The sequence below is a fragment of the Curtobacterium sp. VKM Ac-1393 genome, from assembly GCF_015350995.1.
GTDB lineage: Bacteria > Actinomycetota > Actinomycetes > Actinomycetales > Microbacteriaceae > Curtobacterium.
The window spans coordinates 300,328-319,232 of record NZ_JADKRW010000004.1 but is presented as its reverse complement, the minus strand read 5'-3'; the positions used below and the strand labels follow the sequence as shown (position 1 = coordinate 319,232).

General features: G+C 72.2%; 18 protein-coding genes. 7 read left to right on the top strand and 11 right to left on the bottom strand.

Features of this window, described 5'->3' with window-relative positions; translation table 11 throughout:
- The first annotated feature begins 119 nt into the window (after positions 1–119).
- Positions 120–1,595: an APC family permease gene (locus ITJ59_RS11025; protein ID WP_194651139.1), complete on the top strand. Its 1,476-nt coding sequence runs from the start codon at positions 120–122 to the stop codon at positions 1,593–1,595.
- 14 nt (positions 1,596–1,609) lie between these two features.
- Here ITJ59_RS11025 and ITJ59_RS11020 read toward each other — a convergent pair whose 3' ends face one another.
- Positions 1,610–2,371: a LysE/ArgO family amino acid transporter gene (locus tag ITJ59_RS11020; protein ID WP_323749476.1), complete on the bottom strand. Its 762-nt coding sequence runs from the start codon at positions 2,369–2,371 to the stop codon at positions 1,610–1,612.
- A 70-nt stretch (positions 2,372–2,441) separates the two neighbouring features.
- Here ITJ59_RS11020 and ITJ59_RS11015 point away from each other — a divergent pair, with 70 nt between their 5' ends.
- On the top strand, positions 2,442–3,365 hold the full coding sequence (locus ITJ59_RS11015; protein WP_194651137.1) for a LysR family transcriptional regulator ArgP: 924 nt from the start codon (positions 2,442–2,444) through the stop codon (positions 3,363–3,365).
- A 16-nt stretch (positions 3,366–3,381) separates the two neighbouring features.
- Here the strand turns inward: ITJ59_RS11015 and ITJ59_RS11010 are convergent, their stop codons facing one another.
- Together ITJ59_RS11010 and ITJ59_RS11005 are read right to left on the bottom strand one after the other, a co-directional pair.
- Positions 3,382–4,161: an Fpg/Nei family DNA glycosylase gene (locus tag ITJ59_RS11010; RefSeq protein ID WP_194651136.1), complete on the bottom strand. Its 780-nt coding sequence runs from the start codon at positions 4,159–4,161 to the stop codon at positions 3,382–3,384.
- Positions 4,154–8,929 (bottom strand): ATP-dependent helicase, encoded by a 4,776-nt coding sequence (locus tag ITJ59_RS11005; protein ID WP_194651135.1) that lies wholly within the window; start codon positions 8,927–8,929, stop codon positions 4,154–4,156. The genes ITJ59_RS11010 and ITJ59_RS11005 overlap by 8 nt, the downstream gene beginning before the upstream one ends.
- Before the next feature lie 161 nt (positions 8,930–9,090).
- Between ITJ59_RS11005 and ITJ59_RS11000 the strand changes: the two genes are divergently transcribed.
- Positions 9,091–9,759: a PadR family transcriptional regulator gene (locus ITJ59_RS11000; RefSeq protein WP_194651134.1), complete on the top strand. Its 669-nt coding sequence runs from the start codon at positions 9,091–9,093 to the stop codon at positions 9,757–9,759.
- Positions 9,760–9,838: 79 nt separating this feature from the next.
- Here ITJ59_RS11000 and ITJ59_RS10995 read toward each other — a convergent pair whose 3' ends face one another.
- On the bottom strand, positions 9,839–10,456 hold the full coding sequence (locus tag ITJ59_RS10995; RefSeq protein WP_194651133.1) for an alpha/beta hydrolase: 618 nt from the start codon (positions 10,454–10,456) through the stop codon (positions 9,839–9,841).
- Between the two features lie 85 nt (positions 10,457–10,541).
- On the opposite strand from ITJ59_RS10995, the gene ITJ59_RS10990 reads away from it, so the two are divergent.
- Positions 10,542–11,084 (top strand): NUDIX hydrolase family protein, encoded by a 543-nt coding sequence (locus ITJ59_RS10990; RefSeq protein ID WP_111083509.1) that lies wholly within the window; start codon positions 10,542–10,544, stop codon positions 11,082–11,084.
- Positions 11,085–11,186: 102 nt separating this feature from the next.
- Here ITJ59_RS10990 and ITJ59_RS10985 read toward each other — a convergent pair whose 3' ends face one another.
- Both ITJ59_RS10985 and ITJ59_RS10980 read right to left on the bottom strand, forming a co-directional pair.
- Complete coding sequence (locus ITJ59_RS10985) at positions 11,187–11,396, bottom strand: CsbD family protein (RefSeq protein WP_111083508.1); 210 nt, start codon at positions 11,394–11,396, stop codon at positions 11,187–11,189.
- Positions 11,397–11,557: 161 nt separating this feature from the next.
- Positions 11,558–13,162, bottom strand: a complete 1,605-nt coding sequence (locus ITJ59_RS10980) for a DEAD/DEAH box helicase (protein WP_194651132.1) — start codon at positions 13,160–13,162, stop codon at positions 11,558–11,560.
- Between the two features lie 288 nt (positions 13,163–13,450).
- Here ITJ59_RS10980 and ITJ59_RS10975 point away from each other — a divergent pair, with 288 nt between their 5' ends.
- Positions 13,451–14,284: an endo alpha-1,4 polygalactosaminidase gene (locus tag ITJ59_RS10975; RefSeq protein WP_194651131.1), complete on the top strand. Its 834-nt coding sequence runs from the start codon at positions 13,451–13,453 to the stop codon at positions 14,282–14,284.
- 22 nt (positions 14,285–14,306) lie between these two features.
- On the opposite strand, the gene ITJ59_RS10970 is transcribed toward ITJ59_RS10975, so the two are convergent.
- From ITJ59_RS10970 to ITJ59_RS10955, 4 genes are all read right to left on the bottom strand, one after another.
- Positions 14,307–14,666 (bottom strand): GntR family transcriptional regulator, encoded by a 360-nt coding sequence (locus ITJ59_RS10970; RefSeq protein WP_228511368.1) that lies wholly within the window; start codon positions 14,664–14,666, stop codon positions 14,307–14,309.
- Between the two features lie 10 nt (positions 14,667–14,676).
- Positions 14,677–15,249, bottom strand: a complete 573-nt coding sequence (locus ITJ59_RS10965) for a DUF1684 domain-containing protein (protein ID WP_194651295.1) — start codon at positions 15,247–15,249, stop codon at positions 14,677–14,679.
- A 131-nt stretch (positions 15,250–15,380) separates the two neighbouring features.
- Complete coding sequence (locus ITJ59_RS10960; protein ID WP_194651130.1) at positions 15,381–15,863, bottom strand: hypothetical protein; 483 nt, start codon at positions 15,861–15,863, stop codon at positions 15,381–15,383.
- Positions 15,864–15,907: 44 nt separating this feature from the next.
- Positions 15,908–16,540 (bottom strand): GNAT family N-acetyltransferase, encoded by a 633-nt coding sequence (locus ITJ59_RS10955; RefSeq protein WP_194651129.1) that lies wholly within the window; start codon positions 16,538–16,540, stop codon positions 15,908–15,910.
- A 96-nt stretch (positions 16,541–16,636) separates the two neighbouring features.
- Here ITJ59_RS10955 and ITJ59_RS10950 point away from each other — a divergent pair, with 96 nt between their 5' ends.
- Positions 16,637–17,242: a hypothetical protein gene (locus ITJ59_RS10950; RefSeq protein WP_194651128.1), complete on the top strand. Its 606-nt coding sequence runs from the start codon at positions 16,637–16,639 to the stop codon at positions 17,240–17,242.
- Between the two features lie 67 nt (positions 17,243–17,309).
- Entirely contained in the window at positions 17,310–17,612 is a 303-nt protein-coding gene (locus ITJ59_RS10945; protein WP_111083501.1) for a DUF427 domain-containing protein, read from the top strand.
- 13 nt (positions 17,613–17,625) lie between these two features.
- Here the strand turns inward: ITJ59_RS10945 and ITJ59_RS10940 are convergent, their stop codons facing one another.
- Positions 17,626–18,885, bottom strand: coding sequence for an Nramp family divalent metal transporter (locus tag ITJ59_RS10940; RefSeq protein ID WP_323749475.1), 1,260 nt, complete (start codon positions 18,883–18,885; stop codon positions 17,626–17,628).
- Between the last annotated feature and the right edge of the window lie 20 nt (positions 18,886–18,905).

The following is an 18,905-nucleotide window of genomic DNA, read 5'->3' as shown; positions in this document are numbered from 1 at the left end:
GTGGTTCCGCGTCCGGAACCTGGTTCCCGCGCGCCCAGCGGCCCCCGTGTTTGCGTGTCGGGGTGGTACACCAGTAATCTCGCGGGGTCCGCCGCCCAGCCGATGACGGGATCCACCCCATGGCACCGAAGCTCCGCATCAAGTCGATCGAGGCCTCCCTGGCCGACTCCGAGGAGCAGGGCCGGTCCCTGAAACGCTCCCTGAAGACGTTCGACATCGCCGCGATGGGCATCGCGGTCGCCGTCGGCGCCGGCATCTTCTCGGTCGGCGCGAACGCCGCCGCGAACTTCGCCGGGCCCGGCGTCATCATCTCGTTCCTGCTCGCCGCCGTCACCTGCGGCCTGGCGATCATGTGCTACGCCGAGTTCGCCTCGACGATCCCCGTCGCCGGTTCCGCGTACACGTTCACCTACGCCACGATGGGCGAGCTCCTCGCCTGGATCGTCGGCTGGGACCTCATCCTCGAGACCCTCACCGCCAGCGCCGTCATCGCGAAGTACTGGGGCATCTACCTCAGCACCGCGTTCGACGTGTTCGGCGTGAGCCTGCCGAGCACGATCCAGCTCGGCCCGATCCCCTTCACCTGGGGCCCGGTCCTGATCGTCGGCATCTTCACGGTGCTGCTCGCCTTCGGCACGCGCTTGTCGTCGCGCGTCTCGGCGGTCATCACGATCATCAAGGTCGCCATCGTGGTGTTCGTCATCGTCGCCGGTGCGTTCTTCGTCAAGGCCGCGAACTTCACCCCGTTCATCCCGCCGTCAGAGCCCGCCAAGGGCGCCGAGGGCAGCGTCTGGACCCAGTCGCTCGTGTCCTGGTTCACCGGGTCCGAGCCGGCGCAGTACGGCGTCTTCGGGCTGCTCGCCGCGGCGTCGCTCGTGTTCTTCGCGTTCATCGGCTTCGACGTCGTCGCGACCAGCGCGGAGGAGACCGAGAACCCGCAGAAGACGCTGCCCCGCGGCATCTTCATCGGCTTGGGCATCGTGACCCTGCTGTACGTCGGCGTCAGCATCGTCATCACGGGCATGGTCTCGTACCAGCGTCTGGCCGAGGAGAAGGCACCGTCACTGGCGTCGGCGTTCGACATCGTCGGGCTGCCGTGGGCCGCGGGCATCATCGCCATCGGCTCGCTGATCGGCCTGACCACCGTCGTCATGGTGCTGCTGCTCGGGCTGTCCCGCATCGTCTTCGCGATGAGCCGCGACGGCCTGCTGCCGCGCTGGTTCTCGAAGACGAACCCGAAGACGCAGACGCCGGTGCGCGTGCAGGTCGTCGCGGGTGTCGTCGTCGCGCTGCTCGCCGGCTTCACGGCGGTCGACAAGCTCGAGGGCATGATCAACATCGGCACGCTGTCGGCGTTCGTGCTGGTGTCGATCGGCATCATCGTGCTCCGCAAGACCCGTCCGGACGCGCCGCGCTCGTTCCGGGTCCCGTGGTCGCCCGTCATCCCGATCCTGTCGGCGGTGCTGTGCTTCTGGCTGATGCTGAACCTCGAGGTCGAGACCTGGCTGCGGTTCGTCATCTGGCTCGTGATCGGCTTCGCGATCTACTTCGGCTACAGCCGTCGCAACAGCCGGGTGGGCAAGGGCCAGCAGTAGCGGGCTCCTGCCTCCTACGCGCCGACGACCAGCAGGACGCCGAAGCCCAGCATCACGACAGCGACCACACCGTCGAACACCCGCCACGTCAGCGGCTTCGCGAACAGCGGTCGGAGCAGCCGTCCGCCGAACCCGAGGGCGCCGAACCACAGGCAGCTCGCCGCGACCGCGCCGACCGTCCACAGCCACCGGTCGTCGGGGCCCTGCTGGTTCGCCACGGACCCGAGGAACACCAGCGTGTCCAGGTACACGTGCGGGTTCGCCCACGTGAAGACGAGCATGGTCGCCACCGCCGTGCGCATGGTCGCCGCCTGGCCGGGAGGCACGGTGCGCGTCCGCCCCGCCACCACCGTCGCGGTACGGTCGGGTCCACCGCCCGCGGCCGGCTCCGGCACGCCGTCGTCCGCGGCGTGGTCGGCGACGCGGGTCGCGGCGCGCGCGTCGTCCGCGGCCTCGTCGGCCACGCGCATGGCATCGGTCGAGGGGCGGAGCGCCCGCCGCGCTGCGAGCACGCCGTAGGTCACCAGGAAGGCGGCCCCGACGAACCGGACCACGACGAGCGCCACCGGGAACCGCTCGACCACGGCCCCGACGCCGAGCACCCCCGCGACGATGAGCACGGCGTCCGACACCGCGCACACGACGACCGCCGCCGCGACGACCCGCATGCCCGAGCTGACCGCCAACCGGAGCAGGTACGTGTTCTGCACGCCGATCGCGACGATCAGGGCGAGTCCGGTGCCGAGGCCGGAGAGCAGGGGGAGGAGCGTGGTCACGGGTTCGACGGTAGGGCTCTTGGCCGATGTAGAACAGCTCACGTTCCTGATGCTGCGTAAGCTCAGCTGCATGCCGCGACTCCAGCGCGAACACCTCGAGACCCTGCTCGCCGCCGTCGACCACGGCACCCTCGACGCGGCTGCCCGCGCCCTCGCGATCACCCCGTCGGCCGTGTCGCAGCGGATCAAGTCGATGGAGCAGCAGGTCGGCCGGATCCTGCTCCAGCGCACCACCCCGGTGGTGCCGACCCCCGACGGCGAGGTCGTCCTGCGGCACGCTCGCCAGGCGCGGTTGCTCGACGAGGAGACGTCGCGGGCCCTCGGCGGCGGAACCTCGGTCGTCCCGTCGATCCCGCTCGCCGTGAACGCCGACTCGCTCGGCACGTGGTTCCTCGACGCACTCGCCCTCGTCCGGACCGACACCGAGGTCGTCTTCGACCTGCACCGCGAGGACCAGGACCGCACCGCCGAGCTGCTCCGGGCGGGCGCCGTGATGGGAGCCGTCACGGCCGAGGCCGACCCGGTGCAGGGGTGCTCGTCCGTCCCGCTCGGCATCGACCGGTACCGGGCTGTGGCGTCACCGGCCTTCGTCGACCGGTACCTGCCCGGCACCGCGACCGAGCGGCAGATGCTCGAACGGCTCGACCGGGTGCCGCTCGTCGACTACGACCGCGCCGACGACCTGCAGCAGGGCTACCTCCGTCGAGTCCTCGGGCAGGCGCCGTCGGGGCCGCGGCACTTCGTGCCGACCTCGGCGGACTTCGCCCGGGCGGTGTCGCTCGGCTTCGGCTGGGGGATGCTGCCCGAGGCGCAGTGCCTCGACGCCCTCGACCGGGGCGACCTCGTCGAGCTCACGCCGGGGCGGCGGGCGGACGTCGCCCTGTGGTGGCAGCGGTGGAACCTGGCGTCGCCGTTGCTCGAACGGGTCACGGACGCGGTGCGGTCGACGGCAGCTGAGCGGTTGCACCCGCCGGCTCGGACGGTCGCGCGGTGATCGGGCCCTCGGCACGTCAGTTCTGGCAGCGCGGGCACCAGTAGGTGTCCCGCAGGGTGAGTTCCGAGTCGCCGAGCTCGCCGCGCCGGATCCGGGTGCCGCAGCGCAGGCACGGTTTGCCGGCTCGCCCGTAGACCCAGAACCGGCGCCCGGGTCGGTCCACCCCCGTCGTCACCCGGGCGCTCCGGTCCCGGTTCGCCAGGATGAGCCGGCTCGCCAGGGCGATCGTCCGCGTCGGGTCGCGCACCTCGGCCACGGGCCGCGTCGGCAGCACCCCGCGCAGGAAGCAGAGCTCGTTCCGGTACACGTTGCCGAGTCCGGCGAGGACCCGCTGGTCGAGCAGCGCCAGTCCGACGGGCCGGGCTGGGTCCCGCAGCAGGTTCTCGAGCGCCACGTCGGCGTCCCAGTCGGGCCCGAGCAGATCCGGGCCGAGGTGTCCGACGACCTCGGACTCCTGGTCGCGGGGGATCACCTCGAGCACCCCGAGCGTGAAGCCGACGGTGGAGACGTCGTCGGCGTCGAGGATCGCGCGTGCCTGGTGCGCCGGTCGTCGCCACCGATCGCCCGGTGCGTAGACGTCCCACCGCCCCTCCATCTTCAGGTGCGAGTGCACGGTCAGGTCCCCGATCCGGTGCAGCAGGTGCTTGCCGCGGGGCACGACCTCGTCGACGGTGCGGCCGACCAGGTCGACCGTCGAGAACGCAGGCACCCGGAAGTCGCTGCGGGTCAGGACCTTGCCTGCGAGCGCGGTGTGCAACCGGCGCGCCGCCCGGTAGACGGTGTCGCCCTCAGGCACGGAGCCGGAGTCCCTGCGGGGTGGCGGTGAACCCGGCGTCGCCCAGTGCGGCGCCGAGCGGGGTACCGAGCACGAACTCGCCGTCGACACGTTCGACCGCGAGCTTCCGCAGACCCGTCCGCACGATGCCGGCGATCGACGCGGCCGCGACGGCGAGGTCGGCCGGGTCGTCGGTGAAGGTCAGCACCGACTTGCCGCCGCGCTCGACGTACACCGCGAGCCGACCGTCGACGGTGGTGACGAGCGCCCCTGCCTTGCGCCCGGGGCGGTGGCCGCGCGCGCCGGTGGTCGGTGCCGGGGCCTTCTGCGCAGCCGCTCCGACAGTGGCTGCGTCGGCGGTCGTCCCGTCCCCGTCGAGGGCCGCGCGGTCCTCGGACGGCCAGGGCAGCGACGCCCCGTACGGGTTCGCCGGGTCGGTCGCCGCCAGGGTCAGTGCCTCGCGCTTCCGGTCCGGGTCGACGCGCTCGTCGTCGTCGAGGTCGCGGGCGTAGGTGCGGAGCCGGTCGATCGTCGGGCCGGTGGCGAACTGCGCCGCTCCGAGCCCCTCGATGAAGTACCCGCGACGCGCACGACCGGACTCCTCGAACCGCGACAGCACCCGGTACACGCCCGCGAACCCACCTCGGACGCCCTCGACCTGCACGGCACCGCGCGTGACGACCCCGTACCGCTCGAGCAGCTGTTCGGCGGTCGCGGCTGCCCGTACGGTCGCGTCGGACTCGGCGAGCGGCAGCAGGGACCAGCGACCGCCGACGGACGGCGGACCGGACTGCGTCGGCATCGTCGGACGTCGGCGCCCGCGGTAGGCGCGTGCCCGGGGCGCGCTGGTGCTCTTCGCCTTGCCTCCGAGCATCGAGCGGAGCGGCGCGAAGGTGTCGTTCGTGATCTGCCCGGCCCAGACGAGGTCCCACAGCGCGGTCGTCAGCGCTTGGTCGTCCGTGCTGCCGACGGCCTGGCCGAGCTGCCGGAAGAAGTAGGCGCCGCCGCCGGCCAGGGCACCGAGCACGTCGCGTTGCAGCTCGGTGGTCTCGTCGCCGGAGGGTTCGGCGAGGGTCGTCGAGGCGGTCTCCGCCAGGTGCAGGCGCACCCAGCCGTCGTTGCCGGGCAGTGTCCCGCCGCCGGACCACAGCACCTCGCCCGTCGCGGTGAGCTCGTCGAGCATGTTCGTGGAGTAGTCGGTCACGCGAGCGGGCAGCACCAGGGTCTCCCAGGCGCTGGCGGGCAGGGCGACACCGGCGAGCTGGTCGATCACCTGCAGCACACCGTCGACCCCGCGCAGGCCGCCCCGTGTGCCGGGAGTCTGCACGTGCTGCCACGCGGGCAGGAACCGGGCGAGCGTGTCGGGCGACACCGGCTCGACCTCGTGCCGGAGTGCGGCGAGGGACTTCGTGCGGATCCGCCGCAGGACCTCGGCGTCGCACCACTCGGCGCCCTGGCGGTCGGGCCGGAACTCGCCCTCGACCACGCGGCGGTCGGCCACCAGCCGGCGCAGGGTGTCCTGCACGACGGCGATGCCCAGGCCCAGGCGGCCGGCGGCGTCCTGGGCCGAGAACGGCCCGTGCGACCGTGCGTAGCGGCCGATCAGGTCGCCGAGCGGATCGGCGACGGGCTCGACGAACGCCGTCGGCACGCCGATCGGCAGCGGCACCCCGAGGGCGTCGCGGAGGCGCGAGGCGTCCTCGATGACCGCCCAACGGGTGGCGGCGGCGTGCGAGAAGGACAGGACGCGGCGGTCGCGCTCGAGGGCGGTGAGCACACCGGTGAGTTCGTCGCGCGCGAGCGCGCGGGCGTCGCCGTCGGTCGCGGTGGCGGCCAGCCAGCTGCGGTCCACGGCCTCGTCGAGGTCGAGCGCCCCGACGAGCCTGAGGACGTCGACGAGCCCCTCGGCGTCGCGTGCACGGCGGTCCGGCGAGAGCCGCTGCAGGTCCAGCTCGACCGAGGCGATGACCGCCGGGTCGAGCAGCTCCCGCAGTTCGGCGCGACCGAGCAGTTCACCGAGCAGGGTCGAGTCGAGCGACAGTGCCGCGGCCCGGCGCTCGGCGAGCGGGGAGTCGCCCTCGTACATGAACGCGGCGACGTACCCGAACAGGATCGAGCGGGCGAACGGCGACGGGGTCTCGGTCTCCGTCTCGACCAGACGGATGCGCCGCCCGGCGATCTCGTCGGCGATCCCGAGCAGTGCCGGGACGTCGTACACGTCCTGCAGCACCTCGCGCACGGTCTCGAGCACGATCGGGAACGACGGGTACTTCCGGGCGACCTCGAGCAGCTGCGAGGCCCGCTGCCGCTGCTGCCAGAGCGGTGACCGCTGCCCGGGGTTCCGCCGCGGCAGCAGCAGGGCGCGTGCGGCACACTCGCGGAACCGGGCCGCGAACAGCGCCGACCCCCCGACCTCGTCGGTGACGAGGGCTTCGAGGTCGTCGCGCTCGAACACGAACAGGTCGGCACCCGGCGGCTCGGCGTCGGTCTCGGGGATGCGCACCACGATGCCGTCGTCGGCGGCCATCGCGTCGCCGTCGATGCCGTGCCGCTCGCGCAGCCGTGCCGCGACCGCCAGGGCCCACGGCGCGTGCACCTGCATGCCGTACGGCGAGTGCAGGATGAGCCGCCAGTCACCGAGCTCGTCGCGGAAGCGCTCGACCACGAGCGTCGTGTCGTTCGGCACGTGGCCGGTGGCGGCACGTTGGTCGCGCAGGAAGGTCAGCAGGTTGGTGACGGCGCGCTCGTCGAGTCCACCGGCGGCGACCCGGGCGCGGGCGTCGTCGTCCGAGGAGCCCTCGACCTCGCGCACGAAGGCGCCCGTCGCGCGGCCGAGCTCGGCGGGGCGGCCGATGCCGTCGCCCTTCCAGAACGGCACGCGGCCGGGCTGCCCGAAGGCGGGGCTGACGATGACCCGGTCGTGGGTGATCTCCTCGATGCGCCAGCTCGTCGCGCCGAGGGCGAAGACGTCCCCGACCCGCGACTCGTAGACCATCTCCTCGTCGAGCTCGCCGACGCGCGAGGCCTTCTCGCCGACCATGAACACGCCGAACATGCCGCGGTCCGGGATCGTGCCACCGCTCGTCACCGCGAGGCGCTGGGCTCCTGGTCGTCCGGTCAGGGTGCCGTGCACGCGGTCCCACACCAGGCGCGGGCGGAGCTCGGCGAACTCGTCGCTCGGGTACCGCCCGGTGACCAGGTCGAGCGTGGCGTCGAACGCCGAGCGTGGCAGTCCGCTGAACGGAGCACTGCGCCGCACCAGCTCGAACCAGTGCTCGACGTCGACCGTGTCGATCGCCCCCGCCGCGACGGTGTGCTGCGCCAGCACGTCGAGGGGGTTGGCCGGCACCGAGATCGACTCGATCTGCCCGGAGACCATGCGCTCCACCGTGACCGCGCTGTTGACGAGGTCTGCGCGGTGCTTCGGGAACAGCACCCCGCGGGAGATCTCGCCCACCTGGTGCCCGGCGCGCCCGACGCGCTGCAGGCCGCTCGCGACCGAGGGTGGCGCCTCGACCTGCACGACCAGGTCGACCTCGCCCATGTCGATCCCGAGCTCGAGCGAGCTCGTCGCGACGACGCACCGCAGCCGGCCGGACTTCAGGTCGTCCTCGATGATCGCGCGCTGGTCCTTCGACACCGAGCCGTGGTGGGCACGGGCGAGCACGGGCACCGCGGTGTCGGACCCCCCGCCACCGGTCTGCCCGGACGCGCCGATCATCTGCGCCGGAGGCCGCTTCGTGCCCTGCGGTGCGACCGCGTGCGCCGAGGTCCGCGCGGGCGACTGCGGGCGACCCGCCGCGACCGGCAGGCCGTCGTCGGCAGGTGACGCACCCACGGAGACGAACCCCTCTGCCGCGGCGAGGACGCGCTCTTCGTGGATCTCGTTGAGCCGTGCCGTCAGCCGCTCGGCCAGACGCCGCGAGTTCGCGAACACGATCGTCGACCGGTGCTCCTCCACCAGGTCGACCACGCGCTCTTCGACGTGCGGCCAGATCGAGCCGTTCGACGGCGCGTCGGATGCATCCGCACCGACCGGCGGCGCACCGAGCTCGGTCATGTCGTCGACCGGCACGACGACGCGCAGGTCGAAGGTCTTCTGCGCCGGCGGGGCGATGATCGTCACCGGCGCACGGCCGCCGAGGAACCGGGCCACCTCTTCCGGGGGCCGGACCGTGGCGGACAGCCCGATGCGTTGCACGGGCTTCTCGAGCAGGTCGTCGAGCCGTTCGAGCGACACGGCCAGGTGCGCCCCGCGCTTGGTCGACGCGACCGCGTGCACCTCGTCCACGATGACGGTGTCGACGTTGACCAGGGTCTCGCGGGCCTGCGAGGTGAGCATGAGGTAGAGCGACTCGGGTGTGGTGATGAGGATGTCCGGCGGCTGGCGCAGCAGCTTCTGCCGGTCCGACGACGGGGTGTCACCGCTGCGCACCCCGACGGTGACCTCCGGCGGTTCGGTGCCGAGCCTCCGGGCGGTCTGCGTGATGCCGACGAGGGGGCTGCGCAGGTTCCGCTCGACGTCGACGCCGAGTGCCTTGAGCGGTGAGACGTAGAGCACACGGGTGCGCTGCTTGGCCGGCGGGCGGTCCGTCGCGCTGATGAGCCGGTCGATCGACCACAGGAACGAGGCCAGGGTCTTGCCGGAACCGGTCGGCGCGATGACGAGGGCGTGCTGCCCCGTCGAGATGGCGTCCCACGCGCCCGCCTGCGCCGGGGTCGGGGCGTCGAACGCGCCTCGGAACCACTCCGCGGTCGCGGGGGAGAAGCGCTCGAAGACGTCCGTCATGGTCCGCCCATCCTGCCCGGCACCACCGACAGCAGGCCGAGCGAGGAGTACCCCTTGACACAGCGATAGTTAGCGATCTATCGTAAACACATCGCGATACGACGAAGACGAAACCAGTCAGACCGATCGCGAGCCGACTCAGCACCAAGGAAGGACGCATCATGCGCCCCATGCACAACGACAACGACAGCAACCACCACCCGCGCGGCCCCCGGTTCGGCGGCGCGCGGCAGCACCACGGTGCCGGCTTCCCCGGCCGCGACCGCGGTGACGACGAGCACGGTGGCCGCGGCGGCCGTGGCTTCGGCCCGGGCTTCGGGCCGGGCATGGGCTTCGGCCCCGGCTTCGGCCCCGGCTTCGGTGGCTTCGGCGGACCCGGCTTCGGTCGCGAACGCCGCCGCCGCGGTGACGTCCGTCTCGCGATCCTCGGCCTGCTGGCCGAGGGTCCGCAGAACGGCTACGCCGTGATCAAGACCATCGCCGAGCGCACCGGTGGCGCCTGGAAGCCGAGCCCCGGTTCGGTCTACCCGACGCTCCAGCAGCTCGTCGACGAAGACCTCGTGGTCTCGTCGGGCGACGGCCGCAAGACGCTCTTCGAGCTCACCGACGCCGGCAAGGCCGAGGCCGAGGCGAAGGCCGACGAGATCGCAGCGGCACTCGACGCGGCCCCGGGGATCCCGGACGCGCAGCGCGAGTTCTTCGAGGCGCTCCGGAAGACCATGGGCGTCCTGCAGATGTACCGGACGACCGCGACGGAGGACCAGGCCAAGGCCGCCACCGCCAAGGTCGACCAGCTCCGCAAGGACCTCTTGCAGATCCTCGCCGACTGAGCAGAAGACGTCGGGTCAGTACCTCGGACCCGACGTCTTCTGCACACTGGACGACCGCCGAACCGCGGTGCGAGCGCTCCTACGTCCCGATGAACGCCGCCACGTCCGACAGCTCGGCTGCCGACACCGCGTGCGGCAGGCCCGCGTACCCGCGATCGGTCACGGTCGTGTGCGCCGCGGCCCACGCCTGCGTGCGCGCGGTCGCCTCGGCCGGGATCACCGGGTCGAGGTCGCCGTGCCCGAGGAACACCCGCGGCCGGACGGCGGCGACGGCTTCGTCTCGTGCGTCCGTCACCCCCGGCACCACGAAACCGGACAGCGACACGGCGAACGCGAACGCAGCGGGCCGTGCACGCAGCAGCTGCAGCGCCATCGACCCGCCCTGCGAGAACCCGAGCAACCCGATCCGCGGGTGGTCGGCGGCGACGGAGTCGATCCACGCGAGCACCTCGGCGACCGCGGCGTCGACGGGCTCGAGCGCGGGGGAGCCCGGCGTCCCGAGCGGGTACCAGCTGAACCCCTGGCCCCACGGCATCGGCGCCCGCAGGGACGCCATCGTCCACGCCGACGGCAGCGCGGGGGCGAGTCCGAGCAGGTCGTGCTCGTTCGACCCCACGCCGTGCATGGTCACGAGCAGTGGTGTCCCTGCGCGGTCTTCCGCGGGCCGGGTCCACTGCACGACATCACGATCGATCATGTGGCCGACAATAGTTGACGCATCAACCATCCCCAAGTCCCGCGCCCTCCGCCGAACTCGACGGAGTCCCTGGTAGACACGGTGCATGGCCTCGTTGCAAACCCCCGACCCCGACTCCGGCTGGCTGTCCGACGAGGAACTCGCCAACGCGCGTCGTCGACTCCCCATCTGCTACGTCGAGGCGATCCCCGTCCGCACCGACGGGCTCGGCGTCGTGACCGAGGTCGGGGTGCTCCTCCGCGTGGCCCCGAGCGGCTCGATCGTCCGCACCCTGGTGTCCGGTCGCGTGATGTTCGGCGAGTCCATCCGCACGGCGCTCTTCCGCCACCTCGAGAAGGACCTCGGCCCGATGGCGTTCCCGCAGCTGCCGTCGAGCCCGACGCCCTTCACGGTGGCCGAGTACTTCCCGCTGCCCGGCGCCTCGGTGTACACCGACGAGCGGCAGCACGCGATCTCGCTGGCCTACGTCGTCCCGGTCACCGGCACGTGCGAGCCCCGGCAGGACGCCCTCGAGCTGACCTGGATGACCCCGATGGAGGCTGCGTCGGACGGTGTGGCCGACGACATGGAGGGTGGCCGCGGCGCCCTGCTGCGCGCGGGCCTCGCGTCGGTCGGCGCGCTCATGTAGCGACCGGCCCGGTCCCCGAGCACGGCGCAGCGCCCGAACACGACGAAGCCCCCGGATCCGATCGGATCCGGGGGCTTCGCAGCGCGGTGCTGGACCGGCTTGTTACTTCGTGTCGCGGTCGCTCTTGAGGCTGTCGGCGACGCCGGAAGCGGCGTCCTTGACGTTCGTACCCGCCTGCTTGGTGTCGGCCTTGACCTGATCGGTCTTGCCCTCAGCCTTGAGGTGGTCGTTGTCCGTCGCGTTCCCGACGGCCTCCTTGACCTTGCCTGCCGCCTTCTCAGCGGCGTTCTTGATGTCTTCGATCCCAGCCATAGGCACTCCTTCCAACAGCGGACGTTTCCCCGTCAGCCGCTTGCGCGGCATCCGGTGAAGGAGACCATACGCCTCGGGGGCGTCCGCTTCGCAGGCGCCCCCAAGGTTGTCCCCCGCTGGTCAGCGCGGGCCGGGTCGACGGGTCAGTGGCGGTCGACAGCTCAGTGGCGGTCGGCAGCGCCGGCCGGACGGGAGGCGCGGCGCGACGAGCCACGACGGCCCCCGCCCGACTCCTGGCCGGCTCCACGGCCCGCGGCGTAGCCACCGTCCGAGGACCAGACGGCAGAGGACCCACCGCGTACGGTGTCACTGCCGGCGCGACGGCTGCCGCCGCTGCGGCGACCGCCCGTCGAGCCTGCGCCCGCGGCGGCGGAGCGCCCGGTGCCCTCGGAACGTGCGCCGCGAGCCGGACGGCCCTGACGGCCCCCGGCCGAACCGGCGGACTCGGAAGCCGAGCCGGAGCGCGCGGGCTGACCCGAGCCTCCCGGACGGCTGCCGCGACCACGACGACCACGGTCACCGGCGGAATCGGCGGAGCGCTGCTTCGGCTGACGCTGCTGCTGCGCGGGCTCTTCGGCGACGTGGCGGATCGGCGCGATCTCGCCGACGAGCGTGGTGACCGCCGGAGAGGTCGCGGTGACGTGCTGCGGGGTGACCTTGATCGCTGCGGCGCGCATCATCTGCGCGACGTCGCGACGCTCGGCGGGCATCGTCACCGTGACGACGTCACCGGACGAACCGGCACGGGCGGTGCGACCCGAGCGGTGCAGGTACGCCTTGTGCTCGGTGGGCGGGTCGACGTGCACGACGAGCTCGACGTTGTCGACGTGCACACCGCGGGCGGCGACGTCGGTGGCGACGAGGACGAGGGCCTCGCCGGACGAGAACTTCGCCAGGTTCCGCTCACGGGCGCCCTGCGACAGGTTGCCCTGCAGGTCGACGGCCGGGATCCCCTGGCTGCTGAGCTGCTTGGCGAGGCGCTTGGCGTGGTGCTTCGTGCGCATGAAGAGGATGCGGCGACCGTTGCCCGAGGCGAGGGTGCTCACGAGGTGCTTCTTCGCGTCGGCGTCGGCGACCTCGAACAGGTGGTGGGTCATCGCCTCGACGGGGCTGTTCGCCTCGTCGACGGAGTGCATCACCGGGTTGTGCAGGAACTTCTTGACGAGCTTGTCCACGCCGTTGTCGAGCGTGGCGGAGAACAGCAGACGCTGTCCCTGCTCGGGCGTCGCCTGCATGATCTTGGTCACGCCGGGCAGGAAGCCCATGTCGGCCATGTGGTCGGCCTCGTCGAGGACGGTCACCTCGATGTCGCCGAGGTTGACGTGGCCCTGCTGCATGAGGTCGGCGAGACGGCCGGGGCACGCCACGACGACGTCCACGCCGCCGCGCAGGGCGTCGACCTGACGGCCCTGACCGACGCCACCGAAGATGGTCGTGGTGTTCAGGCCCATGGCCTTGGCGAGCGGGGCGAGGGCGACGTCGATCTGGGTCGCGAGCTCACGGGTGGGGGCGAGCACCAGTGCACGGGGGCGACCGGCGCGGCGCTTGCGGCCACTGGCGGCGAGACGGGCGACGAGCGGGATCGCGAACGCGATCGTCTTGCCGGAACCGGTGCGGCCACGGCCGAGGACGTCCTTGCCCTGCAGGGAGTCGGGGAGCGTGTCCTCCTGGATCGGGAACGCGGTCTCCTTGCCCTGGTCGGCGAGGACGGCGACCATCGGCGCGGGGACGCCGAGGTCGGAGAAACGGAGGTCATTGGTGGTCATGGTGACCTTTCGAGCCGGATGGGACCGGCTGTGGGCGCGCTCTGAGGCAGCGCGCGGGCGGGATGCGCGCCAACAGAGGTGGCTGGCGCAGTCGCCGCAGCAGAGAAGCCTGGGCACCTTCGGGAGGTGCTCGATCATCGACCAGAGGATCAGTGGAACGTGGTCGGGAGTTCGGGGCGTCCGTACGACGCACGAGACGATCGGCGTCTCGAGTACGACCAGCATAGCGCGTGCACCCCGCAGATCCCAGGGCCGGGCCGTTCGGCGTCGTCGTGGGAGGATTCCGGGGTGCGCACGCGAACCGTCCTCATCACCACCGCGATGGCCCTGGTGGCCGTCCTCGGCACGGCCGGATGCGCCGAGGCCGCTCCGTCGAGCGCAGCGTCGAGCTACCGGAACCTGCCGACCTCGGGCCGGCCGGACTACCAGCTCGGCGGTTCCTACACCCCGCCGTCCGGCGTGACCATCGTCGAGCGGGACAGCACCGCGAAGCCCGCGAAGGGCAAGTACAACATCTGCTACGTCAACGGGTTCCAGACGCAGCCCGAGTCCGCCCGCACGTGGACGAAGTCCTACCCGTCGGCGATCCTGCGCGACCGTGCCGGCAAGCCGGTGTCCGACCCGGGGTGGCCGGACGAGATGCTCCTCGACACCCGGACCGCGGCGAAGCGTGCGCTCATCACGAAGGTGCTGGCGAAGACCGTCGCCCGCTGCGGCGACCGCGGGTTCGACGCGGTCGAGTTCGACAACCTCGACTCGTGGACCCGGAGCGGGAAGCGGCTCACACGCGCCGGCAACCTCGCGCTCGCGAAGTCGCTCGTGGCCACGGGGCACCGCCACGGCCTGGCCGTCGGGCAGAAGAACACGCCGCAGCTCGGGGCGTCGGGCCGGAAGCAGACCGGGTTCGACTTCGTCGTCGCCGAGGAGTGCGTGCAGTACCGGGAGTGCTCGGCCTACACGAAGGCCTACGGCGGGCGGGTCATCGACATCGAGTACTCGGACACCCTCGAGCGCTCGTGGGGGTCGGTCTGCAAGCTGACGAGCCGCCCGGCCATGACGATCCTGCGCGACCGCGACCTGGTGACCCCGAAGGACGACGCCTACGTGTTCGAGCACTGCTGAGCGGACCGGCGTCCGCTCGGCCCTACGCGGGCCAGGCGTCCTTGAGCGCGGTCGCCGCCTGGTCGGCCGAGAGCCCGGCAGCACGGGCGGCGGCGGCCAGGGCGCGTGCCGCATCGGCCACCGCGTCCGGCACCTCGGCCGGGCGCACCACCCGGGTACCGGCACCACGCGCGGTGTGCACGAGCCCGGCCTCCTCGAGCAGCTGGTAGGCCTTCGCGACCGTCCCGGCCGCCAGCCCGAGTTCGTCAGCCAGCCCGCGCACGCTGGGCAGCCGCTCACCGTCGACGAGGTACCCCGCGCCGATCTGCGCCGCGATCTGCGAGCGGACCTGCTCGAAGGGCGGCACGCGGCCGCCGGCGTCGAGTGCGACGAGTCCTGTCATGCGTTCCACCCTAGAAGTCGTACTGCTCGCCGACCGGGATCGGCACCGGGACGGTGTTGCCGGCAGGCGCGAGCGGGCACGCCCACGCCGGGTCGTACGCGCACGACGGGTTGTACGCGAAGTTGAAGTCCAGCACGAGCGAGTCGCCGTCGTCGCCGCCCAGGTCCGAACCCTTGATCGTGTCGAGCAGGTAGCGCCCGCCGCCGTACGTGCCGCGGGCCTTGCCTGCGCTGGAGTCCTTGACGGGCACGAACACCCCGCCCGCGTAGCCGCCGTGCTTCCACACGTCGAGGGTGCCGACTCCGGGGACCCGCACGAGGCCGAGGCGGTCGAAGTGGACGACGCCGTCGGTGCCGGTCTCGAAGTCGAACTCGGCGGGCTCCGTCGCCTCGATGCGGACCCGGAAGCGCCAGGCCGGGTCGTAGTCCGGCACGGGCAACGACTCGAAGTCGCGGGCGTCCTCGTCGAGCAGCGGCGACGCCGGGTGCTCCGCGAACATCGCGTCGCGCGTCTCGCGCCACAGCGCGTGCGCCGTCTGCGGGTCGGGGGTGGCGCGGACACGGCGGTACAGGTCGAACGTCATGCGCCGCCAGTCCACGGTCGCCAGCGTGCTGCGCACACGGTCGTCGGTCGTCGGCTCCTGGGGGCGCGTCTGGCTCACGTGGTCGAGGCTACGCCCGCTGCGCGGTGGACGGGAGGCCCGACTCGCCCCGGTCAGGCAGCATCCGCCCGCCAGGTGGGTGCGAGCGCACGCATCCGGTACGCCCGCCACTGCCAGATGACCCACATCCCCGGCCACAGCAAGGCCCCGAGTGGCCAGGGGCGCATCCGGTAGGTCAGGCGGTCGATCAGCAGTGTCCGGTCACCAGGAGCGGGCACCACCGCCATCCGGTGCCGCATGGTCATCCGGCCGAACAGCCCGCTCGTCCCGCCGCCGTTGTCGCGCTGCACGGGGACGCCGTCGATCTCGTACAGGTCGAGGTCGACGTGCGTGTCGCCGCTCGGCACGAGGCCGAACGCACTCGCGGTGATCGGGTGCGGGTGCCCCGGTTCCCACCGTTCGGGGAAGCCCTCGGGGCTGCGCGAGCGGTACACCAGGAACGGTTTCGTCACCGCGACCATCACGGCCGGGGACAGCAGGGCATCGCGCACGGCATCGACCGGCGCATCGAGGACGATCCGGATACCGACGTGCATGGTCGTGACGCTACGCCGCGGCGCTGTGCGGATCCGAGCGGCGGTCAGGCGTGCCGGGCGGACCGGCGGCGCGACCCCTCGGCGCGGTCGTGTCGCCGGAGCCGCTCGGCCAGGGACAGCCGCACGGCCGGCCACTCCGACGCGATGATCGAGAAGACCACGGTGTCGCGCAGCGTGCCGTCCCGACCGATCGCGTGGTTCCGCAGGACGCCGTCCTGCTTCGCCCCGAGCCCGGCGATCGCCGCGCGGGACTGCTGGTTGTGCCAGTGGGTCCGGAACTCCACCGCGATGCACTGCCAGGCCTCGAACGCGTGCGACAGCATGAGCAGCTTCGACTCGGTGTTGATGCCGGAACGCTGCGCCGACCGTGCCAGGAAGGTGCTGCCGATCTCGACGTGCCGGTTGCCCGCGTCGATGTTCATGAAGGTCGTCGAGCCCACCACCCGGCCGGTCGGGCGGTCCCGCACCGCGAAGGGCACCATGCGGCCGGCCTCGTGCTCCGCCAGGCGACGGTCGATCTCGTCCTCGACCTGGGCGGGCGCCGGGATCGAGGTGTACCAGGTGCGCCACAGATCGCCGTCGGTCACCGCTGCCCGCAGGTCGTCCGCGTGCTCCTGCGAGAGGGGTTCGAGCGTCACTCGGTCGCCGGTCAAGGTGGGCGCGGGGGCGATCTCCATGGAAGTGCATCCTACGGTCGTCGACCATGGCGGAGCCTGTCGGAGGGTCACCCTGTGGAGAGGGACAGCATCGTCCGGACGGCTATCGTGACGGACGTGGCAGAACGCACCCAGGAGCAGTACCAGGTCCGGTTCGCGTGGGGCGCCCGTGGCGCGGAACGCATCGCCCACGGCGCACACCTCGTCGTCTGGGTGGACGTCCTCCCGAACACGCCGGACGCGGGCGCGCAGCGCCGGGCGGTGCGGAACGCGACCGCCCAGCTGCCGGACGGTCCGGAGGTCGTGCTGGGCCACCTCGCCAACGCGGGAGCGATCGCCGAACGGGTGACGTGCCTCCAGGCCGAGCGTGGTGACCGGTGCATCGTCGCGGTCGTCGCCGCCGGGCTGCACCATGCCGGTGCGCTGGACGACGCGGCCGAAGCCGCGGGCGAGACCGTCGACGTGCCCGATGCACCCGACTTCGCCGTGGAGGACCTGCTCGCAGCCGGCGCCGTCGTCGACGCGCTCGCCGTGGTCGGCATCGACCACACCTCACCCGAGGCTGCCGCCGCCTGCGCGGCGTACACCGGGCTCCGGCGAGGGGTGAAGCACCTGGTCTCCGCATCCGAGAGCGCCGGTGTCCTCGGACGCGACCACGTGCACGCGGCGCTCGCCGCCGGTCCGGAGCTGGTCGTCCTGCGGGAATCGCGGGGCCGGGCGTAGCGTTCGGGCGGACAGGGACCGGTGTGCCGTCCAGGCCGTCCGGCACCAGCGAGCGAAGGAGCAACGCATGAAGGCAGTCGTCGGCGACACGGTGATCGCGGAGGCCCCGGAAGAGGACCTCATCAAGATCGAGGGCAACTGGTACTTCCCGCCGTCGAGCGTGAAGTCCGAGCTGTTCACCGAGAGCCCCACCCAGTACCACTGCCCGTGGAAGGGCGACACGCAGTACTTCACGGTGAACGTGGACGGGCAGGCGCTGCAGGACCGCGCGTGGTCCTACCCGACGCCGATCCCGTCGTCGTTCGACCGCGTCGGCAAGGACTACTCGGGCTACGTCGCGTTCTGGAAGGACGTCACGGTCGTCGAGTGACGACCGTCCGCGCTCACTGCGTCACCGTGAGCACGATCAGCGCGACGTTGAGCGCCACGATGACCGCCGCGATCACCCACGCCACCACGCGGGTGGTCGCGGCGTTCACGTCCGTGCCCATGATGCTGCGGCGCGACGTGTAGACGACCAGCGGGACGATCGCGAACGCGATCCCGAAGCTCAGCACCACCTGGCTCACCACGAGCAGCATGGTCGCGTCCGCACCGATCGCGAGCAGCACGATCGCCGGCACCAGGGTGATCACGCGGCGGGCCACGAGCGGGATCCGCACGTGCAGCAGTCCCTTCATGATCTCGGCGCCGGCCATGCAACCGACCGAGGTCGAGGCCAGCCCCGACGCCAGCAGCCCCACGGCGAACAGGACCCCGACGGCCGGGCCGACGTGCTCGGCGATCGCCCGCTGTGCACCGGGGATCGAGTCGGTGTCCGCGACGCCGGGCAGCGTCGCCGCGGCCAGGACGAGCATGCAGATGTTCACGCCACCCGCGACGACCAGCGCGAGGCCCACGTCCCACCGGGTGGCGACGAGCACGCGGCGGCGCTCGGGGCCGGCGGGCACGTCGCCGTGCCGGTCGCGGGCGAGGGCGGAATGCAGGTACACTGCGTGCGGCATGACCGTCGCACCGAGCATCGACGCCGCGAGCATCACCGACTCGGATCCCTCGAACCGCGGCACCAGGCCGCTGACGAGTTCGGCGGGGGAGACCTGGGCGAAGAGCAGTCCGGCACAGAAGCCGATGGTCAGGATCGCGAGCATCGCGGTGACGACGGCCTCGAAGGTCCGGGTCCCGCGACGGCTGTGCAGGGTCAGCAGGAGCATCGAGACGACTCCGGTGACGAGCCCGCCGGCGACGAGCGGCAGGCCGAACAGCAGGTGCAACGCGAGTGCGCCGCCGATGACCTCGGCGACGTCGGTCGCGGCCGCGACGATCTCGGCCTGGCCCCAGAACAGCAGCCGGGGGGTGCGACGCATCCGCAGTCCGAGGTGCTCCGGCAGCGATTTGCCGGTGACGACGCCGAGCTTGGCGGACAAGTACTGCACGACCACGGCACTGGCGTTGGCGGCCACGAGGACCCAGAGCAGCAGGTAGCCGTACTTCGCGCCGGCGGTGAGGTTGGCCGCCACGTTGCCGGGGTCCACGTAGGCGATGGCAGCGACGAACGCCGGGCCGAGCAGGGTGAGGCCGGCGGCACGGCGGCGCGGTGTGCCCGGGGGCTGCTCGGTGGTCCTGACGGCGGCGGTGTCGGTCACGGAACCCAGCATGCCAGAGA

Coding starts and splice junctions, on each gene's coding strand:
- ITJ59_RS11025 (WP_194651139.1), top strand. CDS start 120: ATGGCACCGAAGCTCCGCATCAAGTCGATCGAGGCCTCCCTGGCCGAC.
- ITJ59_RS11015 (WP_194651137.1), top strand. CDS start 2,442: ATGCCGCGACTCCAGCGCGAACACCTCGAGACCCTGCTCGCCGCCGTC.
- ITJ59_RS11005 (WP_194651135.1), bottom strand. CDS start 8,929: ATGACGGACGTCTTCGAGCGCTTCTCCCCCGCGACCGCGGAGTGGTTC.
- ITJ59_RS11000 (WP_194651134.1), top strand. CDS start 9,091: ATGCGCCCCATGCACAACGACAACGACAGCAACCACCACCCGCGCGGC.
- ITJ59_RS10995 (WP_194651133.1), bottom strand. CDS start 10,456: ATGATCGATCGTGATGTCGTGCAGTGGACCCGGCCCGCGGAAGACCGC.
- ITJ59_RS10990 (WP_111083509.1), top strand. CDS start 10,542: ATGGCCTCGTTGCAAACCCCCGACCCCGACTCCGGCTGGCTGTCCGAC.
- ITJ59_RS10985 (WP_111083508.1), bottom strand. CDS start 11,396: ATGGCTGGGATCGAAGACATCAAGAACGCCGCTGAGAAGGCGGCAGGC.
- ITJ59_RS10980 (WP_194651132.1), bottom strand. CDS start 13,162: ATGACCACCAATGACCTCCGTTTCTCCGACCTCGGCGTCCCCGCGCCG.
- ITJ59_RS10970 (WP_228511368.1), bottom strand. CDS start 14,666: ATGACAGGACTCGTCGCACTCGACGCCGGCGGCCGCGTGCCGCCCTTC.
- ITJ59_RS10965 (WP_194651295.1), bottom strand. CDS start 15,249: ATGACGTTCGACCTGTACCGCCGTGTCCGCGCCACCCCCGACCCGCAG.
- ITJ59_RS10960 (WP_194651130.1), bottom strand. CDS start 15,863: ATGCACGTCGGTATCCGGATCGTCCTCGATGCGCCGGTCGATGCCGTG.
- ITJ59_RS10955 (WP_194651129.1), bottom strand. CDS start 16,540: ATGGAGATCGCCCCCGCGCCCACCTTGACCGGCGACCGAGTGACGCTC.
- ITJ59_RS10945 (WP_111083501.1), top strand. CDS start 17,310: ATGAAGGCAGTCGTCGGCGACACGGTGATCGCGGAGGCCCCGGAAGAG.